At 69.9% G+C, this 22,318-nt stretch carries 22 protein-coding genes and 1 pseudogene; 13 read left to right on the forward strand and 10 right to left on the reverse strand.

From position 1 onward, the window contains the following. A partial coding sequence (locus ON19_RS40435) for a DUF4235 domain-containing protein (RefSeq protein ID WP_043692881.1) occupies nucleotides 1–105 on the forward strand: 105 nt, incomplete at its 5' end. 267 nt (nucleotides 106–372) lie between these two features. On the opposite strand, the gene ON19_RS16560 is transcribed toward ON19_RS40435, so the two are convergent. Beyond that, nucleotides 373–702, reverse strand: a complete 330-nt coding sequence (locus ON19_RS16560; protein WP_043692884.1) for a hypothetical protein — start codon at nucleotides 700–702, stop codon at nucleotides 373–375. Between the two features lie 257 nt (nucleotides 703–959). Between ON19_RS16560 and ON19_RS16565 the strand changes: the two genes are divergently transcribed. The 3 genes and pseudogenes from ON19_RS16565 to ON19_RS16575 all read left to right on the forward strand — a co-directional run bounded on the left by ON19_RS16565 (nucleotide 960) and on the right by ON19_RS16575 (nucleotide 3,801). Further along, nucleotides 960–1,328, forward strand: coding sequence for an STAS domain-containing protein (locus ON19_RS16565; RefSeq protein ID WP_043692971.1), 369 nt, complete (start codon nucleotides 960–962; stop codon nucleotides 1,326–1,328). A 115-nt stretch (nucleotides 1,329–1,443) separates the two neighbouring features. Further along, nucleotides 1,444–2,796, forward strand: coding sequence for a cytochrome P450 (locus ON19_RS16570; protein WP_043692886.1), 1,353 nt, complete (start codon nucleotides 1,444–1,446; stop codon nucleotides 2,794–2,796). A 49-nt stretch (nucleotides 2,797–2,845) separates the two neighbouring features. Further along, nucleotides 2,846–3,801, forward strand: a pseudogene (locus ON19_RS16575) (helix-turn-helix transcriptional regulator). Nucleotides 3,802–3,898: 97 nt separating this feature from the next. Here the strand turns inward: ON19_RS16575 and ON19_RS16580 are convergent. The 3 genes from ON19_RS16580 to ON19_RS16590 all read right to left on the reverse strand — a co-directional run bounded on the left by ON19_RS16580 (nucleotide 3,899) and on the right by ON19_RS16590 (nucleotide 8,980). Further along, nucleotides 3,899–4,426: a DUF8020 domain-containing protein gene (locus ON19_RS16580; RefSeq protein WP_043692888.1), complete on the reverse strand. Its 528-nt coding sequence runs from the start codon at nucleotides 4,424–4,426 to the stop codon at nucleotides 3,899–3,901. Nucleotides 4,427–4,596: 170 nt separating this feature from the next. Beyond that, nucleotides 4,597–8,172 (reverse strand): cobaltochelatase subunit CobN, encoded by a 3,576-nt coding sequence (gene cobN, locus ON19_RS16585; RefSeq protein ID WP_043692891.1) that lies wholly within the window; start codon nucleotides 8,170–8,172, stop codon nucleotides 4,597–4,599. Between the two features lie 133 nt (nucleotides 8,173–8,305). Beyond that, a complete protein-coding gene (locus ON19_RS16590; protein WP_043692894.1) occupies nucleotides 8,306–8,980 on the reverse strand; it encodes a TetR/AcrR family transcriptional regulator in 675 nt (224 codons plus the stop codon). A 103-nt stretch (nucleotides 8,981–9,083) separates the two neighbouring features. Here ON19_RS16590 and ON19_RS16595 point away from each other — a divergent pair, with 103 nt between their 5' ends. Then, nucleotides 9,084–10,640 (forward strand): MFS transporter, encoded by a 1,557-nt coding sequence (locus ON19_RS16595; protein ID WP_051168975.1) that lies wholly within the window; start codon nucleotides 9,084–9,086, stop codon nucleotides 10,638–10,640. A 133-nt stretch (nucleotides 10,641–10,773) separates the two neighbouring features. Here ON19_RS16595 and ON19_RS16600 read toward each other — a convergent pair whose 3' ends face one another. From ON19_RS16600 to ON19_RS16610, 3 genes are all read right to left on the reverse strand, one after another. Next, a complete protein-coding gene (locus ON19_RS16600; RefSeq protein ID WP_043692897.1) occupies nucleotides 10,774–11,214 on the reverse strand; it encodes a nuclear transport factor 2 family protein in 441 nt (146 codons plus the stop codon). A 9-nt stretch (nucleotides 11,215–11,223) separates the two neighbouring features. After that, nucleotides 11,224–12,024 (reverse strand): SAM-dependent methyltransferase, encoded by an 801-nt coding sequence (locus ON19_RS16605; RefSeq protein ID WP_043692899.1) that lies wholly within the window; start codon nucleotides 12,022–12,024, stop codon nucleotides 11,224–11,226. Between the two features lie 145 nt (nucleotides 12,025–12,169). Next, nucleotides 12,170–13,240: a hypothetical protein gene (locus tag ON19_RS16610; protein ID WP_227954713.1), complete on the reverse strand. Its 1,071-nt coding sequence runs from the start codon at nucleotides 13,238–13,240 to the stop codon at nucleotides 12,170–12,172. A gap of 184 nt (nucleotides 13,241–13,424) precedes the next feature. Between ON19_RS16610 and ON19_RS16615 the strand changes: the two genes are divergently transcribed. The 3 genes from ON19_RS16615 (at nucleotide 13,425) to cobG (ending at nucleotide 16,134) form a co-directional block, all read left to right on the forward strand. Then, nucleotides 13,425–13,790, forward strand: coding sequence for a hypothetical protein (locus tag ON19_RS16615; RefSeq protein ID WP_043692903.1), 366 nt, complete (start codon nucleotides 13,425–13,427; stop codon nucleotides 13,788–13,790). 223 nt (nucleotides 13,791–14,013) lie between these two features. Further along, nucleotides 14,014–14,898 (forward strand): alpha/beta hydrolase, encoded by an 885-nt coding sequence (locus tag ON19_RS16620; protein WP_083899430.1) that lies wholly within the window; start codon nucleotides 14,014–14,016, stop codon nucleotides 14,896–14,898. 48 nt (nucleotides 14,899–14,946) lie between these two features. After that, entirely contained in the window at nucleotides 14,947–16,134 is a 1,188-nt protein-coding gene (gene cobG / locus ON19_RS16625) for a precorrin-3B synthase (protein ID WP_043692906.1), read from the forward strand. 32 nt (nucleotides 16,135–16,166) lie between these two features. Here cobG and ddaH read toward each other — a convergent pair whose 3' ends face one another. Further along, nucleotides 16,167–17,012, reverse strand: coding sequence for a dimethylargininase (ddaH, locus tag ON19_RS16630; protein WP_227954712.1), 846 nt, complete (start codon nucleotides 17,010–17,012; stop codon nucleotides 16,167–16,169). Nucleotides 17,013–17,149: 137 nt separating this feature from the next. Between ddaH and ON19_RS16635 the strand changes: the two genes are divergently transcribed. The 5 genes from ON19_RS16635 (at nucleotide 17,150) to ON19_RS16655 (ending at nucleotide 20,905) form a co-directional block, all read left to right on the forward strand. Further along, a complete protein-coding gene (locus ON19_RS16635; protein WP_043692911.1) occupies nucleotides 17,150–17,587 on the forward strand; it encodes an Lrp/AsnC family transcriptional regulator in 438 nt (145 codons plus the stop codon). 101 nt (nucleotides 17,588–17,688) lie between these two features. After that, the gene (locus ON19_RS16640; RefSeq protein WP_043692982.1) at nucleotides 17,689–18,324 is read left to right on the forward strand and encodes a precorrin-8X methylmutase; all 636 of its coding nucleotides are present in this window, start codon (nucleotides 17,689–17,691) and stop codon (nucleotides 18,322–18,324) included. Beyond that, entirely contained in the window at nucleotides 18,321–19,889 is a 1,569-nt protein-coding gene (gene cobJ / locus ON19_RS16645; protein WP_043692914.1) for a precorrin-3B C(17)-methyltransferase, read from the forward strand. Before ON19_RS16640 ends, cobJ begins: the two co-directional genes overlap by 4 nt. A gap of 32 nt (nucleotides 19,890–19,921) precedes the next feature. Continuing rightward, a complete protein-coding gene (locus tag ON19_RS16650; RefSeq protein WP_043692917.1) occupies nucleotides 19,922–20,317 on the forward strand; it encodes a hypothetical protein in 396 nt (131 codons plus the stop codon). A 57-nt stretch (nucleotides 20,318–20,374) separates the two neighbouring features. Further along, the gene (locus tag ON19_RS16655; RefSeq protein WP_043692919.1) at nucleotides 20,375–20,905 is read left to right on the forward strand and encodes a PadR family transcriptional regulator; all 531 of its coding nucleotides are present in this window, start codon (nucleotides 20,375–20,377) and stop codon (nucleotides 20,903–20,905) included. 49 nt (nucleotides 20,906–20,954) lie between these two features. On the opposite strand, the gene ON19_RS16660 is transcribed toward ON19_RS16655, so the two are convergent. Both ON19_RS16660 and ON19_RS43805 read right to left on the reverse strand, forming a co-directional pair. Continuing rightward, on the reverse strand, nucleotides 20,955–21,704 hold the full coding sequence (locus tag ON19_RS16660) for a cobalt-precorrin-6A reductase (RefSeq protein ID WP_043692985.1): 750 nt from the start codon (nucleotides 21,702–21,704) through the stop codon (nucleotides 20,955–20,957). Next, nucleotides 21,701–22,318 (reverse strand): DUF8020 domain-containing protein, encoded by a 618-nt coding sequence (locus ON19_RS43805; protein ID WP_043692922.1) that lies wholly within the window; start codon nucleotides 22,316–22,318, stop codon nucleotides 21,701–21,703. The genes ON19_RS16660 and ON19_RS43805 overlap by 4 nt, the downstream gene beginning before the upstream one ends.

Here is a 22,318-nt window from a genome sequence, read left to right on the forward strand (position 1 = left end):
TTCGCCGCGGCATTGCAGGGCGCGGTTTTCGGTCTGGTCAAGGCCGCGATCGACCGCGCGGGCGCGACCGGCTACCAATCGCTCACCGGCACTTGGCCCGACTAGCGCCACCGTGCGTGGGAGGTGCCTCGCCGCCGTTCGGATTCGCGACCGCCGCCGTAGATTTCGGAGACTCACCCGGAATCACGGCGGCGGTCGCGCGCCATGGTCGGGGCACCCGGACGGGTTCACCGCCGTACGCCGACCCGCATAACGGCGTACTTCGAGTGGCTGACGGCGTACTTCGAGTGGCCCCGCCCAGCGTTGAATCGCGGGCGGGGCCACTCGTCTCGCAGGGGCGATTTCGTCAGCTCGCACGCCGACTCGACGGGTTCAGTCGCGGCCCAGCGCCTTCGCCAGTTCGCTCTTCGACATGGTGGAGCGACCCTTGATGTTGCGGCGCTTCGCCTCGTTGTACAGCTGATCGCGGGTCGGCCCCTTCGGTCCGCTGCTACCGGACCGCTGACCGCCACGCTGTTGGGGCGACTTGTCCCGGGTCGAGCTGCGGCTCGCGGTCTTGGTCTTCCCCTCTTGGGCACGGTTCTTGTTCACCGTGCGCGCGGCGATCTCCTTCGCACGTCCGGTGCTCGCGCCCCGGCTCTTCGCCGAATCCTTGACGTGCTCGTACTGCCGCTCTTCCTTGGAACTCCATTCCTTGGGCATGTCACACCTCCTGCACAGCGACTACCCGGGGCGGTGAGTTACTAACCAGCGCGTACGACGCCCGCTCGGGCGAGCGATATGACCTGGCCCGAGACGGAGGGCAGCACACAGTGTGATCGGAGGGCGGCTCGATGCGGTAAGTTGGCCGCGGAATGCTTGCTCTCTGCGCCCTGCCCGAGTGCGCAAGAGACGCGAACCGGAGCGGAGGTCGACGTGGCGTACTGCCGAGGACGCCTCGCCGGCACGGGAGGTGGATGGTGAGTTCCGAAAGCGCGCCCAGGGCGCTGGAGGTCCAGGTGCGGTCGGCGGCGGACACGGTGATCGTCACCGTGCACGGCGAGATAGACATGGCATCCGCGCCACACTTGCAGTCGGCGCTCGACGAGGCGCTGCGCGACGCGCCCGCCGCGGTCGTGGTGGACATGTCGAACGTCGGGTTCCTCGGCTCCGCCGGTCTCAGCGTTCTGCTGGCGGCCTCGGAGGCCACCGGCTCCGGTGGCTTGCGCGTCGTCCCGAGCGACGCCGCGCGCAGGCCGATCGAGGTGACCGCGCTGGACCGGCTGCTCACGGTGTTCGACTCCGTCGAGGAAGCACTCGCGGTGGACGAGACCCAGTCACCGAGCTGAGCTCCACGGCCCCTATCGCTGCAGCGCAGGCCCCGCCGCGGTTTCGACCCAGCGTCGCCGGGTAATTGCCCGTCGTCGGCACCGTGTCGACCTGAGCGCACCGGGAGGAGGCCGTATGGCAGACAACCGCGAACACCGACTGGTGGGGGTGCCCGCAGTGGCGGCATTGGCGGATCTCGGATTCGCCTCGGTCGCTTCGGGCGTCATCGCGCGGCGTCGGCCGGTGCTGGGCCTGCTCGAACGCACCGGGGCCGATACCCGGGCGATCGAACGCGTCCGGCAGTTGCGGCGTGAATTCGGTGCGGGTCCGGTCGAGCTCGTGGTACCGGGTCGCCGGATCGTGGTCGTCCTCGATCCGCAGGATGTCGGGCGGGTGCTGGCCGACGCGCCGACGCCGTTCCACCCGGCCAATCGGGAGAAGCGGGCCGCGTTGCGCCAGTTCCAGCCGCACGGTGTGCTGCTGTCGCAGGGCCCGATCCGGGATCAGCGCCGCGCGGTGAACGAGGCCGCGCTGGACTCGGCGGAGCCGCTGCATCGCCTGGCCGGGCCGTTCGCCGAGGCCGTCGCGGAGGAGGCGCGCGAGCTGGTCGTGTCGGCTCTGCACCGCGGTCACCTGGACGCGCGGCAGTTCACCACACGGTGGTGGCGGCTGGTGCGGCGGATCGTGCTCGGCGAGCGTGGCCGCGACGACACCGTGCTCACCGACGAGCTTTCCCGGCTGCGCTCGGCGGGTAACTGGTCGTTCCTGGCGCCGGCCCATCGCAGGCAGCGCGATCAGTTCACCAATCGGCTGTACCGCCACGTGGAGTCCGCTCCGCCGGACAGCCTCGCCGGGGCGCTGGCCGCGGTGCCCGCGGGAGGGGCCACCGATCCGGTCGGGCAGATCCCGCACTGGTTGTTCGCCTTCGACGCGGCGGGCATCGCGCTCAGCCGTGCGCTGGCGGTGCTGAGCACCCATCCCGAGCACCACGCCCGCGCGCTCGCCGACGCCATCGATCCGGACCGCGTGGATCTGCGCGGCTATCTGCGCGCCTGCGTGCTCGAGTCGGTGCGGCTGTGGCCCACCACGCCCATGCTGCTGCGCGATATCACCGCCGACACCCAGTGGCGCGACGGCGACGAGCGCTTCACCATCGCGGCAGGCGCCGCCCTGATGATCGCGGTCCCGGCGTTCCATCGTGACCCCGATCTGCTGCCGTTCGCCGACCAGTTCGTCCCGGACATCTGGCTCGACGGCCGCGCGGAGCAGTACCCGCAGCTCGTGCCGTTCAGCGCGGGCCCGGCCGACTGCCCCGGCCGCAATCTGGTTCTGTTCGTCACCAGCACGCTGCTCGCGCACCTGCTGACCTCGGCCGACTTCCGGCTGCGCTCCACCCCGCGCCCGAACCCGGACGCCCCGCTGCCGGTGACACTGAACAACTTCGGCCTCGACTTCACCGTCGAGCCGTGCATGACACAGGCCGGCTGACCGTCCATCGCGGAAGGAAAGCTTCCGCGATCACTGTCATGATCGAGCGATGCCGGAAACTTCCGCGCGCCTGCTGCGGCTGCTGTCGCTGTTGCAACTCCGAGGCGACTGGACCGGCCCGGCACTGGCCCAACGGCTCGGCGTGTCCACTCGGACCGTCCGTGCCGACGTGGAGCGGCTGCGGACACTCGGCTATCCCGTGCATGCCACCCCGGGGGTCGCGGGCGGCTACCGGCTCGGCGCCGGGTCGGCGCTGCCCCCGCTGCTGCTGGACGACGACGAGGCCGTCGCGGTGGCGATCGGGCTGGTCACCGCCGCGAACGGCGCGGTCACCGGCATCGAGGAGATGGCAGTACGGGCGCTGACGAAACTGCAACAGGTGCTGCCGTCGCGCTTGCGGCACCGGGTCGAGGCACTGACCACGGCCACCGTGCACGTGCCATGGAGTGGACGGCCGTGGACGCGGCGGTGCTCACGGCCGTCGCCGGCGCGATCCGGGCGAGCGAGCGATTGCGTTTCGACTACGAAACCCATTCCGGCGCAATGTCTCGCCGGGATGTGGAACCGCATCGGATGGTGCATTGCCGGGGCCACTGGTACCTGGTCGCCTGGGATACCGGGTGCGGCGATTGGCGCACCTTTCGCGTCGACCCGATCACGCCGAAGATCCCGAACGGTCCGCGATTCGCGCCCCGCGCCGTGTCCGAGGAGGAGATCGCAGAGCGGGTGCAGCGCGGAGTGGGCGCGGCCACCTGGCGCTACCGGGCCCGGGTGCGTATGGCCGCACCGGCGGAGGTGATCCGGGCGCGTATGCCCGCAGCGGTGGACATCGAACCCGACTGGCCCGAACACTGTGTCGCGCATGTGGGTTCGGACTCGCCGCACATGCTCACGCTGTATCTCGGCCTCGCCGAGGTGGAGTTCGAGGTTCTGGGCTCCCCCGTGCTCGCCGAACACCTTCTCGCCACCGCCGCGCGCTTGCGGCGTGCGGCCGGGCACGAGTAGCGGTGGAACGAACGCCTTTCGCAGAGAAACGAACGGCCGCGCCCGGCGCTGGTGCACCGAGCGCGGCCGATGCCCGACGCTCCGGGCCGGTCCTGTCCTAGCGGCTGGCGCCCGCGGCGGCGCCGATGAGGCCGCCGACCACGCAGCCGGGGAAGACCCCGACGACGAAGAAGACGATACCGATCAGCGCACCGATGGCACAGCCGATCGCCACCCCTCCGAGCGTGGCCGCCGCGTCACCGATGAACTGCGGCGCGCCCGGCTCCGGCATGGCGGCGCCGACCGGCGTCAAGGTCAAAGTCGTCCCGGCCGCATCGATGTCCGGAGCCACACCGACCTGCTGGCCGAACGCGGACTGTACGGTCGTCGGCACCGTCGTCAGCACCGCACCGTCGGGCCCGAGCACCGCGATGCCCCCGTCCGGCAAATAGGCGAAAGTACCGGAAGCGAGCGTGACCGCGGCGCTCGACCGGTCCGGCGCGACGGTGGCGGTGTAGCCGACACCGCTGTCGTTCGCATTGTTCGCGGGGCCGTCGAACTCGGTTTGCCCGTACGCGGTCGCCGCAGTCACGCCGGTGGCGGCAATGGTCAGCAGCGTGGTCGCAACCAATTTCGTGAACTTCATGAGCCTTCCCATCCTCAGCAGATTCGATCTGTCGTTACCTGGGTACAGCCGTGAATCACTAGCGATTATAGATGCTACGCATCACCATTTCCGACAGTTGTGAATGCCCGAAATGTCTTGCCCGCCAGTATGTTCCGCTGACGACCGGGAGATATAAAAGGCAGCTCCGGCTACTCCAGCTCGCCTTCGGCCGCCAAATAGGCCTGGCGCAGCCTGTCGAGTGTGTCCGGTTCGGGATGTTCCCACAGTTTCCGCTCGGCCGCCTCCAGCAGCCGCTCGGCAATGCCGTGCAGCGCCCAGGGATTGGACTGCTCCATGAACTTCCGGTTCACGTCGTCGAAAACATAGCTCTCGGTGAGCTTCTCGTACATCCAGTCGGCTACCACGTTGGTGGTGGCGTCGTAGCCGAACAAGTAGTCGACGGTGGCCGCCATCTCGAACGCACCTTTGTACCCGTGCCTGCGCATGGCCTCGAGCCAACGGGGGTTCACCACGCGAGCACGGAACACCCGCGCCGTCTCCTCCGACAGCGTCCGGGTACGCACCGCGTCCGGACGGGTGCTGTCGCCGATGTAGGCCTCCGGATTCTTGCCGGTCAGCGCGCGTACCGTGGCCACCATGCCGCCGTGGAACTGGAAATAGTCGTCGGAGTCGGCGATGTCGTGCTCGCGAGTGTCGGTGTTCTTGGCGGCCACCGCGATTCGGCGATACGCGCCGCGCATGTCCTCGGCGGCGGGCGCACCGTCGAGATCACGCCCGTAGGCGTAGCCGCCCCAGGTGGTGTACACCTGGGCGAGGTCGTCGTCGGTGCGCCAGCTCTTCGCATCGATCAGCTGCAACAGCCCCGCCCCGTAGGTGCCCGGCTTCGAGCCGAAGATGCGGGTGGTGGCGCGCCGCTGGTCGCCGTGCTCGGCGAGATCCGCGAGGGCGTGCGCGCGTACATAGTTGGCTTCGGCCGGCTCGTCCAGGTCGGCGACCAGGCGAACCGCGTCGTCCAGCAGGGCGAGGACATGGGGGAAGGCGTCGCGGAAGAAGCCGCTGATGCGCACCGTGACATCGATGCGGGGGCGGCCCAGCTCCTCGAGCGAGATCACTTCGAGCGTGCTGACCCGGCGGCTCGCCTCGTCCCAGACCGGCCGGACGCCGAGCAGCGCGAGGACTTCGGCGATGTCGTCGCCCGAGGTGCGCATGGCGGAGGTGCCCCAGATCGACAGACCCACCGACCGCGGGTACTCGTCATGGTCGGCGCGGTAGCGGTCGAGCAGGGATTCCGCCATGGCCTGGCCGGTCTCCCAGGCCAGCCGGGACGGCACCGCCTTCGGGTCGACGGAATAGAAGTTGCGTCCGGTCGGCAGGACGTTGATCAGGCCGCGCAACGGCGAACCGCTCGGTCCGGCCGGGATGAACCCGCCGTCGAGCGCGTGCAGCACCCGGTCGATCTCGACGCCGGTCTGCCGCAGGCGCGGCACCACCTCGCGCGCGGCGAACCGCAGCACCCGCCGGACCTCCGCGTTGTCGGTGAGGCCGTCGACCGCGTCCGCCGACCAGTCCGCCGCCCGCAACGCCGCGACCAGCCCGCGGGCGCGGTCTTCCACCTCGTCGACGCGCTCGCGCGCCTCGCCGCCCGACTCGTCGAGGCCGAGGGCTTCGCGCAGGCCGGGCACACTGCGCTCACCGCCCCACAGCTGGCGCGCGCGGAGCATGGCCAGCACCAGGTCCAGTTCGCTCTCCCCTACCGGCGCCTGGCCGAGAACGTGCAGACCGTCGCGGATCTGCACGTCCTTGATCTCGCACAGCCAGCCGTCGACGTGCAGCAGCATGTCGTCGAAGGAGTCCTCGTCCGGGCGCTCGGCGAGGCCGAGGTCGTGGTCCATCTTCGCGGCGCGCATCAGCGTCCAGATCTGCTGGCGGATGGCGGGAAGCTTGGCCGGGTCGAGCGCGGAGATGTTGGCGTGCTCGTCGAGCAGCTGCTCCAGACGCGAGATGTCGCCGTAGCTCTCGGCGCGGGCCATCGGCGGGATGAGGTGATCGACGAGGGTGGCGTGCGCGCGACGCTTGGCCTGCGTGCCCTCGCCCGGGTCGTTCACCAGGAACGGGTAGATCAGCGGCAGGTCACCGAGGGCGGCGTCGGTGCCGCAGGAGGCCGACATGCCGAGCGTCTTGCCGGGCAGCCATTCCAGGTTCCCGTGCTTGCCCAGGTGCACCATCGCGTCGGCTCCGAAACCTTCGGGCGCGCTGAGCCATCGGTAGGCCGCGAGGTAGTGGTGGCTGGGCGGCAGGTCGGGGTCGTGGTAGATCGCGACGGGGTTCTCGCCGAAACCGCGTGGCGGCTGGACCATGAGCACGACGTTGCCGAAACGCAGCGCGGCGATGACGATCTCACCATCCGGATCGGACGAGCGGTCGACGTAGAGTTCGCCCGGCGGCGGACCCCACGCTTCGACCACGGCGGCACGCAGGTCGTCGGGCAGGGTGTCGAACCAGGCCGCGTAGGTCGCCGCGCCGATGCGGATCGGGTTGCCCTCCAGCTGTTCGGAGGTCAGCCAGTCCGGGTCTTGGCCGCCCGCCGCGATCAGAGCGTGGATGAGGGCGTCACCGTCCTGTTCGTCCAGGCCCGGAACCTCGCCGGGGGCGCCGAGATCGTAACCGGCGGAGCGCATTTCGGTGAGCAGACGGATAGCGCTGGCCGGGGTGTCCAGGCCGACGGCGTTGCCGATGCGGGCGTGCTTGGTCGGGTAGGCCGACAGCATGACGGCGACCCGCTTGCGTGCGGCGGGAATGTGGCGCAGCCGCGCATAGCGCGTCGCGATGCCTGCGACGCGGGCGGCGCGCTCAGGATCGGGGACGTAGGTGGACAGGCCGTCGGCGTCGAATTCCTTGAACGAGAACGGGACCGTGATGATCCGTCCGTCGAATTCCGGCACCGCGACCTGGGTCGCGACATCCAGCGGGGACAGCCCGTCGTCGTTGGCCTCCCATTGGGCGCGGCCGGTGGTCAGGCACAACCCTTGCAGGATCGGCACGTCCAGGTCGGCGAGCGCGCCGACATCCCATGCCTCGTCCTCGCCGCCCGCGGAGGCGGTGGCGGGCTTGGTGCCTCCCGCGGCCAGCACCGTCACCACCAGGGCGTCGGCTCGGCGCAGGGTGGCGATCAGCTCGGGTTCGGCGGTGCGCAGCGAGGCGCAGTACAGCGGCAGCGCCCGCGCGCCCGCCTGTTCGACGGCGGTGCACAGGGCGTCGACGTAGGCGGTGTTGCCGGCTAGATGCTGTGCACGGTAGTAGATCACCGCGACGGTCGGCCCCTCGGCCCGCGTCGCGGCGACCCGGTCCAGCTCGCCCCAGCTGGGCAGCTGAATCGGCGGCTCGAAACCGTGACCGGTCAGCAGCACGGTGTCGGACAGGAAATTGTGCAGCTGGCGCAGGTTCTCCGGGCCACCGGCGGCGAGGTAGTTGTGCGCGTCGGCCGCGACGCCGCCCGGAACGGTGGAGCATTCCATCAGCTCGGCATCCGGGGCGATCTCGCCGCCGAGCGCGACCAGCGGAATTCCGCTCGCGCGCAGCGCCTCCAACCCGTCCTCCCAGGCTCGCTTGCCGCCGAGGATGCGCACGATCACCAGGTCGGCGCCGTCGAGCAGGCCGGGCAGGTCGTCGACCAGCAGGCGAGCCGGATTGCCCCAGCGGTAGTCGGCGCCGCTGGCGCGGGCACTGAGCAGATCGGTGTCGGACGTGGACAACAGCACAATCACGGGTGGCAGCCTTCCTCGGGTGACGCGCCCATCGGGGGGTTCGCTGCTCGCCGGGGAGGGTCTGGCTTTCTACAGTGGCGCGACCGCACCGGACTTCCACCGGTTTCCTCGTCGTCCGCCGAGCACGCCGAGCCTACCTGCCGCTGTGATCGCCCTCGATGGTGTGTCCGGTACGGCGTTCGCGGTCGCAGGCCCGGGCGGCCAAGAAGTCGTCGACGAGCCGCGCGCAGTCGGCCGCCGTGGCGGCTGGGAAGCCGACCAGCCTGGCGAACACGATCGGGCCGACGAGCTGGATCAGCGCGAGCGTCACGTCGAATTCGCCGAGCTGCGCACGCACTTCCGGATCGCCGAACAGCTGGTCGAACGGCTCGCGGTACTGCTCGATCAACCGCTGCCGCAGCGACGTGAAGGCGGGGCCCGCGCCGGGTTCGCCACGTTCGCCGGTGGCCAGCCACGCCAGCGTGGAGATCTGCAGCGGAGCCTCGTTGACCACCGCTGCCTGTCTGCTGAGCAATTCGGTCAGCCGCTCGCGCAGCGGGCCTGCGGGCGGCGCCTCGATGACCGGAGGAAGCAGGTGCTCCAGCGTCGCGGCGCGCAACTGCATGGCGTTGTCGAAATGCCGGTACAGCGTGGTGCGCGCGACCTTCGACATGGCGGTGACCGCCTCGACGGTAACCGCTTCCAGCCCACCGGTTCTGAGCAGAGCGGTCGCGGCGTCGAGCAGTCTGGCGCGGGAGCGCAGCTTGCGCGGGTCGACATCCTCGCCCGGAGCGAGGTGGCGCGGGGTCGGTTGGACAGCACCGGTCATGAATCGAACGTTCCTCCTCCGGGACGTCTATCGCCACCCGGGCAACTTATGCTACTGGTAGTAGCGTAGCGATACTGACAGTTCTGTTCTGCCGGGAGGCGCCATGGAGTCCACCACGACCCGTTTGTCATCCGCTCAGCGGTGGATGCTGGCGATCTCCTGTGCCACCGTCGCCCTGGTCGTCGCGTCGATGGCGGCTTTGTACACCGCGCTGCCGGACATCGCCGCCGCGACCGGCGCGAGTCAGCAGCAGCTCACCTGGGTCGTCGACGGGTACACCCTGGCGCTGGCCTGCCTGGTTCTCCCGGCGGGCGCGCTCGGCGACCGGTACGGGCGGCGCGCCGTGCTGATCATCGGGCTGTTGGTGTTCGCGGCGGCCTCGGCCATGCCCGTACTGCTCGACACACCCGGCTGGTTGATCGCGGGCCGGACGGTGGCCGGAGTGGGCGCGGCCCTCGTCATGCCCTCGACGCTGTCGCTGATCACCGCCGGGTTTCCCGATTCGCGCCGGAGCAATGCCGTGGGGCTGTGGGCGGGCGTCGCGGGCGCGGGCGCGGTGCTCGGCATCCTCGGATCGGGCCTGCTGCTGGAGCAGTGGTCGTGGGTGTCGATCTTTCTCGCCATGTCCGTCGCGGGCCTGCTCCTGACGATCGCGGGTTGCACACTGCCGGAGTCGGTCGACCGGGCTCGTCCGGGAATCGACCTGTGGGGCTCGGTCACCTCGGCCGCGGCCGTCGGATCGCTGGTGGTGGCCGCGATCGCGGCACCCGAGCGCGGCTGGCTGGATCCGGTGGTGATCGGCACGGCGGCCGCGGCGGTGCTGGCGGCGGTGGCGTTCCTGATAGTCGAGACGCGGGTGGCGCACCCCCTGCTGGATGTGCGCCTGTTCGCCCATCGCGGCTTCGGCTCCGGCACCGCATCGGTGACCCTGCAGTTCCTCGTGTGCTTCGGGACCTTCCTGCTGATGGTCCAGTTCCTACAGCTGATCCTCGGGTACCGGCCGCTGGTGTCGGCGCTGGCGATGGCGCCGATGGTCGTGCCGATGGTGGCGATCTCCGCGGTGGCGCCCCGGCTGGCCGAACGGGTCGGACTGCGGCTGCCGATCGCCGGCGGGCTGGTGCTCATCGGGATCGCGCTCCTCGCGCTGGCCGGCCTCGACGTCGACAGCACCTACATCGATCTGCTCTGGCCGTTTCTGATCATGAGCAGCGGCACCGGCCTGTGCACCGCACCCGCGACGGCCGCGATCATCGCGGGCACCCCGGTGGAGAAGCACAGTGTCGCCGCCGCGGTGAACGACGCGGCACGCGAAGTGGGTGCGGCGGTCGGCATCGCCATCGCGGGCAGCATCCTGGCCGCCGGGTACAGCGCCCGCATCGCGCCCGTCCTACCGCAGGTGCCCGAACAGATCCGCGAACCGGTCGGCGACTCGCTGGCCGCGACGCTGCAGGTCACCGACAGGGTGGGCTCGCAGGCCGCGCCCCTGGCCGAGGTAGCCGAGTCGGCCTTCGTCTACGGCGTCCAGCAGGCCGCGCTCGCGCTGGGCATTCTCACCTTCGTCGCCGCGATCCTGATCGGCGTATGGGCGCCGGGACGCGCACGCGCGGAGGCGAAACCCGCGGCGCCGCAGCCGGAAACACAACCGACGACGACGCCGTGACGATCACTCGCCGTGACGCCACGGCGCGACCGATCACCACGACACCACCGCGGGCGACGACATAGCGGCTCGCGAAAAGATTGCGCGCGTGCCGATCCGGGTCACGAACGATCCCCGCCGGCCTGCGCAGGACTCAGACCAGGTCGGCGTTGCCGTCGATCACCTTGAGGTGGTAGTGGAACCGGTCGACCCGCCACCCCTCGGCGGTGCGTACGACGCCGAGGGAGTAGCTGCCGACGAAGGTGCGGGTCTTGCCCTCGACCGCGGCGTTCTTGACGTGCACCGCGATGGCGTCCGCGTGCACGCGCGCCGTGTCGCCGTCCAGATCGATCAGGTGGTTGCCGGACTGGTGGTGCACCTCGTCGAGGTCGGCGAGCCCGGTGCGCCAATCCGCGATGATGTCGGCCGCGGCCCGCTCCCCCACCGGGCCGCCGAACCCGCCGTCGAAATCCACGGTCGGCGTGAAGACCTCGGACGACAGCCCTTCCCAGCGCTTCTGATCGGTGTACACGAACATCTTGGTGATCACGTCGACGATGGCGAGCCGGTCGGCGAGAGTGGAGATTTCGGACATATGCCGACCTTAGTCGGCAGGCGCCTTCGCGAGCTTGCGAGCCACCCCGCCCAGTAGCACCAACCCGGTGTCCGGAAGCTCGTCGCCGAGCCACCGTTGCAGGGGAACCACGCCCGGATCCAGCAGATCGAAGCCCTGGAAGAACGACTCGACCACGGCCGCGGATCGGTAGACGACCTGCGCCGAGGAGTTGGCGGTGTCCGACGACGACTGGGTGATGAAGGCCGGATCGCTGTTGTCGGAGCCGTGCGTGAACGCCAGATAGCTCCCTGGCGCCATGGCCGCACCCAATCGGGCGACGATCTCGGCCGGGTGTTCGTCGTCCATCACGAAGTGCAGCACCCCGACGAGCGTGATCGCGACCGGTTCGTCAAAGTCGATCAACCCCCCGCTCTTCAGCCGGTCGAGGATGTCGTCCGGACGGCGGACGTCGCCCAGCATCGCCGTCACACCCTCCGCGTGCGCCAGCAGGGCATTGCAGTGCGCGTAGACCACCGGGTCGAAATCGAGGTACACCACCCGCGCCGACGGATCGATCTTGTGGGCGATCTCGTGCACGTTGGGCGAAGTCGGAATGCCCGCACCGAGATCGATGAATTGCCGGACCCCCGCCTCCGCGGCGAGCTGGACCGCGTTCACCAGGAACTTACGACTGAACCAGGCCAAGGTCCGGGTATCCGGAGCGATGGACAACATTCGATGCGCGACCGCCCGGTCCACCTCGTAGTTGTCTTTGCCGCCCAGCAGATAGTCGTATACCCGGGCGGAATTCGGCACGTTCGGATCGACGCCCTGCGGTGCTCGCTCCATGCCGGCCACCGTACCTTCCCGAACCGCCCAACACGATCCTGACAAAGGTAACCTCCAGCGGCACAGAATTCCTCTCCGCAGAGAACACCGGTGCGGCGAATGGCATTGCAGGAGCGAGTTTTCGATTTCACGGCGGCGCGTTCACTCACCCGTCGGATACCCCGCCCGCCGCGAGCACCTCGGCTCGCGCCATGAGTTCGTCCGCCACCGAACGGGAACGGCGACCCAAGCCGCACGCACAGGCGACTCCGTCGACCGGGCGGCCCAGCGCGTTCTCGATCATCCGCAGCGTCTCCAACTGCTGCGCCTCGGTGGGAATGTCGTGCACCAACCCCGCATGGAAGGCCGTGCCCGCACCGAGCGTCAGCCCCGCCAGTGGCGCATAGAACCCGGCCTTCCGCGAAGGCGGTCTATCGCCCGCCGCGACGGGGCCGTGCACGTATTCCAGGACGCGTCCCCCCGGCCAATGCCGGACGACGGAATTCGCCAGATCGACCAGCGGCCGGGCATCACGTAACCGGCCCCGGGCCTTGTTGCGCAGACTGCCGAGGCACAGGTGCACTCCGAAACGCGTTCCCTCCGGCGCTGCCGCGGCCAGGGCTGCGATCCCTTCGCCCAGCCCCAGCGTCCGGTCGACCAACCGGTGCAGCGGTTGCGTCTTCGCCATGAGCACCAATTCCGCCGTGGCCTCAAGCTGCACGACGACATCGTCGCCGGCCAGCTCGCGAATGGCGGCGATGTCCCGCACGGTGGCGTCGATGAACGCTCGGCGATGCCGCCGCACCTCGGACGCTCCCATGGCGATGAACGTCAACGTGAAGTCGGTCGGCATGCCGATCTGGAGCGCGAGCCCGGGCAACTCACGGTCCCTGCGCAGCTCGCGGAAGATCGGCAGCGCCTCTTCGGCCTCCCGGAGATATCCGAGATCCATAACGGCACCGGATAATTCGGTGCCGCGAGCGACGCGATGAATGGTCCGGCTCCGGCTCGAGCGCCACGTTCCGGGCTTCTTCACCGCCAGAACACCCTGGGTGACCAGGTCTTCGATGATCGGCTGGATATAGAACTCGTAGCGCCCGGTCTCCCCCGTCGGCAAGGTACGCAGTCGCGCACCCGCACCGTCCAGCATGGCCCGCATCGCGATGTCCGTGCGCTCGGCCGGAAAACTTCCGACGAAATGCACCGCCCGCATACCCGCCCCTTGTCTCGAACCCACGTTCCCGCGCTCCTCGTTCACCCGCGTCGTCCCGGACATCCGCCCTTCCGACGCGATATCGGGGGGCGGCCGGGTGCACCCGTGCGGCATCAACTATGCGATAGCCACGCAACATTATGTGCGGTAGCGTCGTTCGCAGGACAGTCAGGCGCACGACCTGCCCCGGCTCGGGAGGCATTCGGCGATGAAGAAGCTCTACGCCCGCATGATGAAGGCCGCCTGCCCCATCGACCCGGAGACGATGGCGACGACCGTGCCGTTCCTCCAGCACGAGATCGTCCCGCACGCCATGTCCGACCAGGGCGCCCGACAGATCTTCTTCTTCGTCGATCAGCAGGACAACACCGTCTTCTCGATCACGATCTACGACACTCGCGAAGACCTCGACAACGCGATGCGCGAGGCAGACAGCGACTACCGGTTCGCCAGCCTGGCCAAGCTGGGCTGCACCGCCGTCGACGCCCGCTCCTTCGAGGTCGTCGCCGGAGCGGTCGACGGCGACGCCGCCGCGGTCGACTTCGCCACCGGCGTCGCACCGATGGATGATTGACGGATCCCGGTCCGAAATCGCTTGACGGACCACGCGTTACAGCCGCCAGATGTTGCGCGGCGCGACGTTCGCGCATAGCCTGCGTCGCGTGCGAACCTCGCTACGGTCCCTAGTCGCATCGGCGGCGGCGACACTGCTCTGCCTGACCCCGTGCGTGGCCCACGCCGAGGACACTGCGCCGGGTCGCTGCACATCGGTCTCCCTTACGGTTCCGCTCGGGGTGATGGCCGGTGACCTGTGCACTCCCACGGCGCGGGCGACCGACACCGTCATGGTGCTGATCGCGGGTTCCAACTACAACCACACGTACTGGGATTTCCCCTACGCCCCGGAGACCTACAACTTCCGGCGCGCGATGAACGCCGCGGGGATCGCGACGCTGGTGGTCGATCGGCTCGGCAACGGCGCGAGCACCAGGCCGCCGAGCACGCAGGTCACGGCGACCGTCTCGGCCCGTGCCCTGCACGACATCGTCCAGGCCCTGCGCCGAGGACTGGCGGGGGCGCCCCCGTTCGGCAAGGTCGTCACCGGAGGGCATTCGCTCAGCTCGGGCATCGACGTCCTGGAGGCGACCACGTACCAGGATGTCGACGGCGTGCTGCTCACCGGTTTCTCCCACGCGCTCAACGTGTCCGAGGTCCTCGGCGTCATCTCCACCTACCACCAAGCCGCCGCGGATCCGCAATTCGCCGGGCGCCGCTACGATCCGGGCTATCTGACGACACGGCCCGGCACCCGCGCCGCCGATTTCTTCGCCCCCGAGACGGCCGACCCGGAAGTTCTCGCGGTCGACGAAGCGACCAAGGAAGTCTTCTCGCCTACCGAGTATCCCGACGGCCTGACCTCCACCCTCCCGCCGATGACCAACTTCATCGACGTCCCGGTCCTGGTGGTCAACGGCAGCCTGGACCGGCTGTCCTGCGGTCCGGGATACGCGGTGTGCGCGACTGCCGAGACACTGCACGCCGCCGAAGCGCCGTTCTTCGGCCCGGCCGCGCGACTGCGCACCTACGTGTTGCCCGGCAGCGGGCATTCGGTCAATCTCGCGCGCAACACCGCCGAGTACCGGGCCGCCGTCATCGACTGGGTGCATTCGATCGCCGGGTGAGCGGCCGGTCACCGCGGTAGGTCCGCGCGTCCGTAGGCTGGGGTCGTTATGGCGCGACGTACTGCTGATTCCTGCCCGGGCGTGCTGCGGCTGCACGACGCGGCCGATGGGGCGCTGGCGCGGATCCGCGTGCCCGGCGGGCGCCTGGAGCCCGCTCAGGCGCAGGCGCTCGCGGAGGCCGCGCACGACTTGGCGGACGGCAATATCGAGCTCACCTCGCGCGGCAATGTCCAATTGCGCCAGGTGCGTGACGCAGGGGCACTGACCGAGCGGCTCGCGGCCGCGGGTCTCCTGCCGAGCACCACGCACGATCGGGTGCGCAACATCATCGCCTCGCCACTGTCCGGCCGGATCGGCGGCCTGGCGGACGTGCACCCGCTGGTTTCGGGGTTGGACGCGGGCCTGCTCGCAGCGCCGCGGCTGGCCGACCTGCCCGGCCGCGTGCTGTTCACCCTCGATGACGGACGCGGCGACGTCAGCGGACTCGGCGCCGACATCGGCGTGCACGCGGTCGGGCCCGACGAGTTCGCCCTACTGCTGGCGGGCGAGGACAGCGGCCTGCGGCTCTGCACCGCCGACGCGGTCGATGTCATGCTCGCCGCCGCGCACACGTTCTTGCAACTGCGCGGCGACGACGCGGGCCGCTGGCGGCTGCACGACATCGAACACGGCGCGGAACGCGTCATCGACGGCCTCGGCCTGTCCCCCGGCGCCGAAAAGCTCGAATTCTCCGCGGCACACCGCATCCCGATCGGCTGGCTCGAACAGGACAACGGCTCGGTCGCCCTCGGCGCAGGCGTGCGCCTCGGCTCCCTGCCCGCGCGCACCGCCGAGTTCCTCGCCGCGGTCGAGCGACCGCTCCTGGTCACGCCGTGGCGCAGCCTGGTGGTCACCGACCTGGCGGAGGGGGCCGCCGAACAGGTGGTGCGCGTGCTGGCCCCGATGGGCTTGATCTTCGACGCCGACTCGCCGTGGTTGCTGGTCAGCGCCTGCGCCGGGCAGCCGGGCTGCGCGAAGTCGCGCACCGACGTCCGGGCCGACGCCGCCGACGCGGTCGGCACGGGCCGGGTGCTGCCCGGCGCGGCCGATCCGGCCGGCGCCGCGCGGACGATGCCCGCGACGGACGTCGCGGTCGCCGGACGTCAGCACTGGTCCGGGTGTGATCGCCGCTGCGGGCGCCCACAAGGCGACGTCACCGATATCGTCGCGACCGACGAGGGTTATCGCATCGACTGACCGTCCCACGTCACCGGACACCATCCGGCCGGTCACCGGCCATGGATCTCGAGGGTGCAGCATTTGACAGAGCCACCCGCTTTGAGCAGCTCGGACATCTCGATCCCGACCGGATGGTAGCCACGGGCACGCAGGGCTTCGCTCAGATCGGTGGCCACGCTGCTGAGAAAGACGTTGAAACCGTCGCAGACTCCGTTCAACCCGAGCACCGCCGCGTCCGCGTCGGTGGCCACGATCGCGTCGGGGTAGAGCTCGGCGAGCACCGCGCGGGCCGCCGGGCCGAAAGCCGGCGGATAGTAGGCGATGGTGTCGCCGTCCAGGGGAAGCAACACCGTGTCCAGGTGGTAGAAGCGCGGATCTATCAGTTCCAGCGACACCACGGGCAGACCGAAGTGCCGCGCCACCTCCTCGTGCGCGGCGAACGAGCTGCGGAAGCCCATCCCGGCCAGGAGGCGGTCGCCGACCAGGAGGAAATCCCCTTCGCCTTCGTTGCACTCCGCGGCGGCCACCAGGTTCGGCACGCCGTATCCGGCGAACCAGGCGTGGTACGCGGGGCCTTCCGCGGCGCGCTCCGCGTGGGTGAAGCGGGCCGACATGGCGCGGTCACCGACGATCAGCCCGCCGTTCGCGGCGAACACCATGTCGGGCAGGCCCGTCACCCCGGGCACCACGTCCACCGTGTGCCCGTATTCGGTGTAGGTGGCGCGCAACATCTCCCATTGCCGCAGGGCCAGCGCACGGTCGACGGGCTCGGCGGGATTCATCCAGGGATTGATGGAGTAGGTGACGTCGAAGTGATCGGGACGGCACATCACGAACCGGCGCGGCGACGAACGGCGTGCGGTGGACTCGACGGGGAGGGTGGCTACGGACGTCAACGGAACTCCCTGAGGTCAGCGTGGACTTTCAGCTGAAACGAAGGTAAGTCGCCTAGCATTGCGCCAGAAATAGCGATTCGTTGCGCATAGGTCCGAAAAATTGGCGAATCATTGTGGTTAGGGAAAGAAGGTGTGACGTGGACGACCTCGACCGGCGGATCCTGGAGCAACTGCTGAAGAACGCCCGCGCCTCGTTCCAGGAGATCGGCGGCGTGGTCGGGTTGTCCGCGCCCGCGGTGAAGCGCCGGGTCGACCGGCTGGTGGCGGCCAAACAGATCACCGGGTTCACCGCACTGGTCAATCCGGTGGCGCTGGGCTGGAAGACGGAGGCGTACGTCGAGGTGTACTACCGCGACAACATCTCCCCCGCCGAACTCAAACGCAGTCTGGAACCGATTCCGCAGGTGGTCGGGGTGTGGACGATCGCGGGCGAGGCCGACGCGCTGGTGCACGTGATGGCCACCGACATGGCCGAGATCGAGGTGACCGTGGAACGGATCCGGGAGAACGCCCGGGTCGGGCGCACTCGCAGCGCCATTGTCATGTCGCGGATTCTCGAGCGTCCGCGAACCTGATCGCGTGGCGTCCGCGCCCGGCATCCGGAGCGGCTCGGCCGGGATGCGAAGCGCCCGACCCGGACCGACCTGTCCGGACCCGCACCCATATGGTGGACCGCATGTCCGACGTACGTGCCAGCTACCTGACCGACGGGGCCGAGATCTACCGTCGATCGTTCGCTACGATCCGCGCCGAGGCCGATCTGAGCGGATTCCCGCCGGACGTGGCACAGGTCGCGGTGCGGATGATCCACGGCTGCGGTCAGGTGGATCTCGCCGCGGACATCGCTTTCTCCCCCGGTGTCGTCGCCTCGGCGCGGGCGGCGCTGCGCGCGGGGGCTCCGATTCTCTGTGACGCCACCATGGTCGCGTCGGGAGTGACCAGGAAGCGGCTGCCCGCGGACAACGAGGTGCTGTGCACCCTCGCCGATCCGCGCGTGCCGGAGTTGGCCGCGGCCAAGGGCACGACCCGCTCCGCCGCCGCGCTCGAACTGTGGCGGGACCGGCTCGACGGCGCCGTCGTGGCGATCGGCAACGCGCCGACGGCGCTGTTCCACCTTCTCGATCTTCTGGACGCGGGCGCGCCCCGGCCCGCTGCCGTGCTAGGCATCCCGGTCGGGTTCATCGGGGCGGCCGAATCGAAGGACGCGCTGATCGATTTCGGCGGCGTCGAATACCTCACGGTGCGCGGCAGGCGAGGCGGCAGCGCCATCACCGCGTCCGCGGTGAACGCGATCGCGAGTGAGCAGGAATGAGCACTCCGGGCAAGCTGTGGGGTGTCGGACTCGGTCCGGGCGATCCCGAACTGGTGACGGTCAAGGCGGCCAACGTGATCGCAGCGGCGGACGTCATCGCGTTCCACAGCGCGCGCCACGGCCGCAGCATCTCCCGCCGCATCGCCGCGCCGTACATGCGCCCCGGCCAACTGGAGGAACATCTCGTCTATCCCGTGACCACCGAGACCACCGACCATCCCGGTGGCTACCAGGGCGCGATCGACGAGTTCTACGAACAGGCCGCCGAGCGGCTGGCCGGGCACCTCGCGGCAGGGCGCTCGGTCGCGCTGCTCGCCGCGGGCGACCCGCTGTTCTACAGCTCGTACATGCACATGCACCGGCGGCTGGCCGACCGGTTCGAAGCCGAGATCATCCCCGGCATCACCTCCGTCAGCGCGGCGTCGGCCGCGCTGGGCACGCCGCTGGTCGAAGGCGAGCAGGTGCTCACCGTGCTGCCGGGCACCATGCCGGTCGACGAGCTCACCCAGCGGCTTCGCACGACCGACGCGGCCGCGATCATGAAGCTGGGACGCACCTACCCCGGTGTGCGCCAGGCACTGTCGGATTCCGGCCGGCTCGCGGGCGCGTACTACGTGGAGCGCGCGAGCACCACCGAACAGCGCGTTCTGCACGCCACCGCGGTGGACGACGCGGAGGTGCCCTACTTCGCCATCACCCTGGTGCCCGGCCCCGAGCCCACCACGCCGCTGCCTCGCCCCGAGGCGCCCGCGGTGGTGGAGCAACGAATCAGCGACGCGGACGAGACCGGCCGCGTCGGTGAGGTCGTGGTGGTGGGCCTGGGCCCCGGCGCGCCGGAGTGGACCACCGACGAGGTGCGCGCGGCCTTGGCGGAGGCCACCGACCTGGTCGGCTACACCACCTACTTGAACCGGGTACCCGAACGTCCTGGCCAGCGTCGTCATGCCAGCGACAACCGGGTGGAATCCGAGCGCGCGGCGATGGCCTTGGATCTGGCCAAGCGGGGCGGGCGTGTCGCGGTCGTCTCCTCGGGAGATCCCGGCGTCTTCGCGATGGCGGCGGCGGTGCTCGAGGAATCCGCGGACCCGCAGTGGCGCGCGGTGCCGGTGCGGGTGCTGCCCGGTCTCACCGCGGCCAACGCCGTGGCCAGCCGGGCGGGCGCGCCGCTCGGGCACGACTACGCGATGATCTCGCTCTCCGATCGGCTCAAGCCGTGGGAGGTGGTGGCGCAACGCCTTTCCGCCGTCGCGGCCGCGGACATGGCGATCGCGATCTACAACCCGGCCTCCTCACAGCGCACCTGGCAGGTCGGCGCGATGCGCGACCTGCTGCTGGAGCACCGCAAGCCCGACACGCCCGTCGTCGTCGGGCGCGACGTCGGAGGTCCGGCCGAATCGGTCCGGGTGGTGCCGCTCGGCGACCTCGACCCCGAGCAGGTGGACATGCGTACGCTGCTGATCATCGGCGCGTCCACCACCACGGCGCTGGAGACCGACGCGGGCACCCGGGTCTACACCTCCCGGCGCTACGGTCGCGCGCGCGACGCTGCGCCCGACGGCGCGTAAGATCGCCTGACGCACCGAAGATCGGAGGGACCTTGGCCGCGACACTGTCGGAGCTGACGCTGCGCGCCCGAGCTCTGGAGGCCAGGGCCACCGCCGGCGAACAGGCGCTCGACGAGCAGGGCGAGGTCCTCAACGAACTCGCGGCGCTGACCAGGAAAGCGCTCGACGGCATCGGCCGCATCGATCGGCGCGCGGAGACCATCGGGGAAGCCGTCGGCGAGCTGCACCGTGACGTCGGCGTTCTGCGTGAGAACGTAGGCGAACTCAACCGCAGGGTCACGGTGCTCGAACAGGGACAGGTCCGTTTGGAACAGGGTCAGGCGGCGTTGGCGCGCGGCCAGGCGCAGCTCGAACAGGGCCAGGCACGGCTGGAGCAGGGCATGGCGCAGGTACTCGCCCGGCTCGACAAACTGGCCGGCGACGCCTGACCCACCCCGTTCAGGTAACATTCCACTATGGAATGTTGAGAGCGAAGGGAGCAGTCGTTGACCAACACCGCGACCACACGCAAGCCGCTGAACTCGACGGCGGCGTCGTTGCTCGGATTTCTGCACGAAGGCCCCATGTCGGGCTGGGATCTGGTCACCGAGGCCCAGGAGCGCATCGGCGACTTCTGGACGATCACGCAGAGCCAGGTCTACCGGGAACTCGCCACGATGGACGCGGCGGGACTGGTCGAGAAGGGCGAGACCGGAGCCAGGGAACGGACGCCGTATCACCTCACCGACGCGGGCCGGGAAGCGTTCCTGGAATGGGTCGCCCGCGATCCCGGCGGGGAGACCATCCGGGTGCCGTTGCTGCTCACGCTCTCCTTCGGTGCGCATCTCGATCGCGACCGGCTCGACGGCATCGTCGCGGCCAACCGGGAGATCCACCAGGCGCGGCTCACCCGGTATCTCGCCGAAGACCCCGAGGAGATGCCGGCATTCGCCCGCGCCACACTGGATTTCGGGATTCGCTATGAGCGAGCGGTGCTGGAGTGGTTCGACCATTTGCCGGAACTGCTCGGCCGCTGATTCGCCCGGACCACGCCGCGGCTCGCCGCTGGTGAGCCCGGGAAGAGCTTCACTCGTGCCGGATTCGCGTCTCGCGCAGCCAATCCAGGGCCTGCCCGGCGGATTCCACGATCTGCGCGCCCTCCGGCAGCGGCGGACGGTCTACGACGACGACCGGAATTCCCGCCGCGCGGGCGGCGGCGAGTTTGGCTTCGGTCTGATCGCCGCCGCTGTCCTTGGTGACGAGTACATCGATCCGATGCTCGGCGAGCAACCGCGATTCGTCTTCGAGGGCGAAAGGTCCACGGGCGAGGATCAATTCGTGCCGCGGCGGCAGCGCGTCCTCCGGCGGGTCGATGGCGCGGATCAGGAACCACTGCCGGTCGAGTCCCGCGAACGCGTCGACGCCTTGTCTGCCGATGGTCAGGAAGACCCGCTCGCCGAGGGCGGCCGTTTCCCTCGCGGCGGCGGGGAGATCGGATACTCGTACCCACCGGTCCCCCGGATGTTCCACCCATCTCGGCCGTCGCAGGTGCACCAGCGGCACACCCGAAGCGCGCGCGGCCGCCGCCGCGTTGGCGCTGATGCCCGCCGCGAACGGGTGGGTGGCGTCCACCATCGTGGCCACGTCGTTGGCCTCGAGCCAGACCCGCAGTCCCTCGGCACCGCCGAAGCCGCCGATGCGGACCGCCCCCTCGGGCAGCAGGGGCGCACGCACACGACCGGCGAGCGAGGACACGATCTCGAATCCTCGCTCGCCGGAAGCGATGTGGGCCAGCTCCCGCGCTTCGCGGGTGCCGCCCAGGATCAGAACTCTCAGGGCTGGCCGCTGAAGTAGGCGATGCCCGCGTTCAGCAGCGACGGCCCGCCCGCGACGGCGAGACCGATCAGCGCGCCGAGCACCGCGCCCGGCAGGATGCCGACACCGAAGAAGACGATGCCGATCGCGGCGCCGATCAGACCGCCGACCAGCGCGCCCAGCGAGGCACGCTGCAACTCGGCGAAGAACCATTCCTGCGCGCCGATGAACTCGGCGGCGACCGGTGCGTTCGCGGTCGGCGCGACCTGCGGCGTCAGCGTCAGCTGCCTGCCCTCGTCGGCGACCGCCGCGGCGATCCGGACCTCCTGGCCCTTGGCGGTCGCGGTGAGCGGAATGCTGGTGACGGTCTCGCCCGCGGAGTTCTTCAGGGTGACCGACCGGTTGTCGGTGTCGACGCTGAACGCGCCGCCGGTCACGCTGGTGACGACCGACTTACCCGCGTCGGCGAGCTGCAGCGCGTAGCCGACGCCCTGGTCCGTGCCCGTGACCGCGGGCGCGGCGGCGGACTGGTCCTGCGCCGCGGGCGGCGTGGGAGCGGCGTAGGAGGTACCGGCGGTGATCCCGGTGGCGGCAACCGCCAGCAACGCGGTAGCGGCGAACTTCTTGTATCTCAT

The sequence above is a fragment of the Nocardia abscessus NBRC 100374 genome, assembly GCF_000308455.1.
Taxonomy (GTDB): domain Bacteria; phylum Actinomycetota; class Actinomycetes; order Mycobacteriales; family Mycobacteriaceae; genus Nocardia; species Nocardia abscessus.

Excerpts from the sequence above, each read along its gene's own strand:
- ON19_RS16640 (WP_043692982.1), top strand. The coding sequence starts at position 17,689 with ATGTCCGACGTACGTGCCAGCTACCTGACCGACGGGGCCGAGATCTAC.
- ON19_RS16570 (WP_043692886.1), top strand. The coding sequence starts at position 1,444 with ATGGCAGACAACCGCGAACACCGACTGGTGGGGGTGCCCGCAGTGGCG.
- ON19_RS16590 (WP_043692894.1), bottom strand. The coding sequence starts at position 8,980 with ATGACCGGTGCTGTCCAACCGACCCCGCGCCACCTCGCTCCGGGCGAG.
- ON19_RS16600 (WP_043692897.1), bottom strand. The coding sequence starts at position 11,214 with ATGTCCGAAATCTCCACTCTCGCCGACCGGCTCGCCATCGTCGACGTG.
- ON19_RS16595 (WP_051168975.1), top strand. The coding sequence starts at position 9,084 with ATGGAGTCCACCACGACCCGTTTGTCATCCGCTCAGCGGTGGATGCTG.
- cobJ (WP_043692914.1), top strand. The coding sequence starts at position 18,321 with ATGAGCACTCCGGGCAAGCTGTGGGGTGTCGGACTCGGTCCGGGCGAT.
- ON19_RS16615 (WP_043692903.1), top strand. The coding sequence starts at position 13,425 with ATGAAGAAGCTCTACGCCCGCATGATGAAGGCCGCCTGCCCCATCGAC.
- ON19_RS43805 (WP_043692922.1), bottom strand. The coding sequence starts at position 22,318 with ATGAGATACAAGAAGTTCGCCGCTACCGCGTTGCTGGCGGTTGCCGCC.
- ON19_RS16605 (WP_043692899.1), bottom strand. The coding sequence starts at position 12,024 with ATGGAGCGAGCACCGCAGGGCGTCGATCCGAACGTGCCGAATTCCGCC.
- ON19_RS16580 (WP_043692888.1), bottom strand. The coding sequence starts at position 4,426 with ATGAAGTTCACGAAATTGGTTGCGACCACGCTGCTGACCATTGCCGCC.
- ON19_RS16560 (WP_043692884.1), bottom strand. The coding sequence starts at position 702 with ATGCCCAAGGAATGGAGTTCCAAGGAAGAGCGGCAGTACGAGCACGTC.
- cobG (WP_043692906.1), top strand. The coding sequence starts at position 14,947 with ATGGCGCGACGTACTGCTGATTCCTGCCCGGGCGTGCTGCGGCTGCAC.
- ON19_RS16620 (WP_083899430.1), top strand. The coding sequence starts at position 14,014 with ATGGCCGGTGACCTGTGCACTCCCACGGCGCGGGCGACCGACACCGTC.